Source organism: Streptosporangium sp. NPDC049644 (genome assembly GCF_040675205.1).
In the GTDB taxonomy this organism is placed as follows: domain Bacteria; phylum Actinomycetota; class Actinomycetes; order Streptosporangiales; family Streptosporangiaceae; genus Streptosporangium; species Streptosporangium fukuiense.
This window is the reverse complement of sequence record NZ_JBFAOJ010000169.1, coordinates 6,045-9,709: the sequence shown is the minus strand read 5'-3', so window position 1 is coordinate 9,709 and position 3,665 is coordinate 6,045. Positions and strand designations below refer to the sequence as shown.

2 protein-coding genes are annotated in these 3,665 nt (G+C 65.7%); both read right to left on the bottom strand.

The features are described from left to right. Positions 1–55 precede the first annotated feature (55 nt). The gene (locus AB0J58_RS42885) at positions 56–1,678 is read right to left on the bottom strand and encodes a hypothetical protein (protein WP_357795980.1); all 1,623 of its coding nucleotides are present in this window, start codon (positions 1,676–1,678) and stop codon (positions 56–58) included. Between the two features lie 1,360 nt (positions 1,679–3,038). Then, complete coding sequence (locus AB0J58_RS42880; protein ID WP_357795983.1) at positions 3,039–3,530, bottom strand: hypothetical protein; 492 nt, start codon at positions 3,528–3,530, stop codon at positions 3,039–3,041. Positions 3,531–3,665 lie beyond the last annotated feature (135 nt).

The following is a 3,665-nucleotide window of genomic DNA, read 5'->3' as shown; positions in this document are numbered from 1 at the left end:
ACCTGCTTTGGGAGCAGGGGGTCGCAGGTTCAAATCCTGTCACCCCGACCGCAGGTCAGAGGCCGATCCTCACGGGGATCGGCCTCTTCCGCTCCCGCCGTTGTCCGATTTTGGGAGCGAAATGGGAGCCGATCTTGGAAACGGCGGCATCCCGGAACGGCTGCAGCAACTCCTCCAGCAGAGGCAACGCCGACCCCGCAGGCATCACCCCGCCCCAATGCCGCTCCAGCTCCACCCGCTCCATGAGCGCAGTCTCCCACCGCCGCTGCAACGCCTCCAGGAGCTCACCCCGCATCGGATCGGTCACATGCGTGTAGTGCGCACGCATCGTCCCATCGCCGATGTGTCCCATCCGCTCATCCCGCAACGCCTCTGCGATCCGATCCTCGGCCATCATCGTCTCGTGACCATGCCGGAACCCATGCATGGTCAACCCCCGCATGATCGGCAACCACGACACCAGCGCTGAATCCCGGGACACGTAAGCGCTACGGACGAACCGATCCAGCAGCTGCTCACGCGTCAGCCCCGCCAGTTCCTCCACTGACGTCCCCTGGGCGACGCCGTACTCGACCAGCGCCGCCCTCGTCGACCGGGAGTTCACCCCCGATGCCCGGGCCTGGCCCGGCTGGAACCCACGGAAGCTGCCACTGGCAGGCAGGGGGAGCCCAGGCCAGCTGGCCGCGAGACTCGCCACCACAGGCGTCGCAGGCTTGCCCCGCTGCCCCGGGTAGGCGCCGTCCGCTGCGGGCCTCAGAAACCGTCTGGAGAACGTGCTGCGCCGCGGGTGGCCTCCGTCCGGGCCGAGGAACACGTACTGCCCGCCTGAGCAGTACGGCTCCGGAGCGTCCTCCGAGCACGTGCACCGGGTGGTCGTCGCCTCGTCCTCCAGGTGCCGCTGCAGCAGGGACTGTAGGAACGGCGGGACGTCGATCGTCCGAATCGACCCGTCCTTGGGTCTGCCGCGGTAGAAATGCCCGTTGAGTTCGTAGAGCTTCCAGTCCAGGTCGAGTTCGGCGCCACGCACGCAATCAGGGGCGGTCCCGAGGATCTCCGACCAGCGTGCCCCGGTGAACCCAGCGAACACCGTCTGCACGAACACGGCTGGCCCGGCCATGATGCCGAGCCGCTCGGCGATGAGCACGATCTCCAACGGGGTGGCGTACGCCCGCCGCTTCTGCAGCACCCGCTGCACCCGCCGATCCGCCCGTTTACCCGACGCCCGCGGCCGGGCGGCCGGGTTAGTCGGGATCCGGGACGGCACCGCGGCGGCGAGCGCCGTCCCCAGCCGGGACCGGGCCGCCTTCGCCGTGGCCTTGGAGTAGTCGTACACCTTGACGAGATCCCGTTCCCACTCGTTGATCTCCTCTGCGGAGAGGGAGGCGAGAGTCCGCTCAGCGAAGAACGGCCGCACACACGTTTCCAGTAGGAACCGGTAGTTCTCCAGCGTGCTCTCTTCCAGGTCCAGGGATCGGAACCAGGTGTCGATCCATGTGTTGACGAGGATCTGGCCGGCCCGCGGGTCGACGTAGTTGCCTGCCCGGATCTTCGCTTCCTGGTCGTTGGCGTAGTTCCTCGCCGCTTTCTGGGTCAGGAACCCTGACATGCCGTCGAGCTTCCCGGATGGGAGCTTCCAGCGGGCCCGCCAGAGTTTGCCGCGCTGCTCGGCGTACCCCATCAGAGGTCTCTGATGGGGTAGTGGGTGGTGAGGGACATGGGGTTAGTTCCTCCCGGTATGAGTTGGTCAGCCGATGGGGCATCCGATCGGCAGCAGTCCACACACAGCGTCTACGAGCGGGTCCTCATCGATGAGGGGAACGTCGATATCGATCGGCGGCAGCAGCGTTGGCTTCTGGGGAGACGGCTTAGGTGTGCCCTCCTGCTCTCCCTGTTCGGATCGTTCCTCGCCGAGGGGGGAGGGTAGGGGTGAAGGCGAAGTAGTGGCTTGCGGGCGGGCAGCTGGCGCCGGCAACTTGGCGGGCTCGGACGTTGAGGTCGGTGTAGGGCCGGGAGTAGTCGCTGGGCTGGAAGAAGGGCGAGGGGTGCGCGCCGGGACGGCAGGGCGGCGCGCCGCAGGACGCCCTGTGGGCGAGATAGGAGGCGCTGTGGGCGCGCGGGCAGCCGTGAACGGAGTGATGTGGTTACTCGTTTGGATCGCCTCCAACCGAGTGGTGGCGATCACCGCCGGTGGCGGGCGGTCAGGGGACGGAATCGCTACGACCGAGACCGAGGTGGCGGTCACAACCGCTGCGGCGCCAGCACTGACGACCATGCCGAGGCGGTACTCCTTGGCCAAGTCGATGAGCGCCAAAAGAGGCGCAGGCAACACTAGGCGCTCGCGCCACGCCTTGATCGCCTGGATGGCTCTGCGGTGTGGCTGTGCGGTGTTGACGACCACCACAGGATGCTCGCCGGTGGCGGGGTCGATCTCGATGACGCCGATCTCGGGCTCCAGCGCGGCATGCTCGAACCCGTGTACATCGGCGCTCACGCGGCCATGCCCCGGTCGCGAAAATACGCGGTGAGCGACTGCCACGCTGCTGCCTCGCGGATAGGGGAAGGTATGCCGATCGGGTGGACGACGACACGGGCTCGTCGCCCATAGATGGCGAGACGCACCAGACACGGTGCGCCGCAGGGGCGCCGGAGCGCAGCGACGAACTCTGGCGGCGGGGTTAAGCAGTTGAGTTCGTGCTGGAGTGCTGCGTGTATTGCGAGGAGTGCCTGGCCTCGCTGTTCCATCGCCGTGGCGGCGCTGTGGATGTCGGCCAGGGTGCTCTTAGCCGCTGCGGTCAGGGCGCGGTCTGTGAGTCGAGCGAGGTCTGAGTCGAGGCTGGGGTCGGGGAATGGCACTGCTCCACCTCCTGCCGATGTGCGCAGAAAGCGCAATTTCGTACCCTCGCCACAAGGATTTTGGTCTCCCTATAAAACGGGATGATTCAAACTTTCACCACCCACCCAAGCGTTTGTAACCGTCCCGTTACTCTTGTCCGCTTAGCGCACCCTTACATGCCAAAAATGTGTTTGCTGTGGGCATCTCAGGCGGATGCACGATTGTCGGGATCGCCGTGATCCTGCTGGTCGCGGCTCCGATGTAGATCGTCCACCTGCTGCTGGAGCTTTTTGATCTCATCCGCCAGCTTGGCCTGCTCGCGCGCCATGGCCAAAATCGCCTCCACCATCGCTGATTCGTTCAGAGATTCGAGGGGTGTTTTGGCTGGCTGGGGAATTACGGCCTTAGCGGTCACCATTTCCGGCGTAATTGCGGACACATTGATGGGTGTAGGCCGTCCGCCGTCCAGGATGGCGGCGACGCTTCCTTCCTCCCACTGGAGTGCCCGCTCCAGGCGAACGATGCTGATGCCGTCATATGGGACAGGCTTTCGGGACTCAACCTTGCTGACGAAGCTGACGGAGGGGCCGCCGGCAGCCTCCAGTTGAGTTTGGGCCATCTCCAATTGCAGGCGGCGCTTCTTGACCTCGCGGGCGAGGCGCGCCCGGTCCTCGGGCGTGCGGGGTGTCTCGTCCATGGTGGGCCTGCTCCTGTCGGCGGGGAGGTCGTTCCTTCTCCCTGTCGCTCTGTCAGCCCTGACTGTAGACGCCTCGCCGTGGTTTTGACGAGTTTTCCATTGCGTAGCGTTGCGTTGCGTAGTCAAACCTAGTAT

Bases quoted from the DNA above. Each gene is read 5' to 3' on its own strand.
- AB0J58_RS42885 (WP_357795980.1), bottom strand. From the start codon at position 1,678: ATGGGGTACGCCGAGCAGCGCGGCAAACTCTGGCGGGCCCGCTGGAAG.
- AB0J58_RS42880 (WP_357795983.1), bottom strand. From the start codon at position 3,530: ATGGACGAGACACCCCGCACGCCCGAGGACCGGGCGCGCCTCGCCCGC.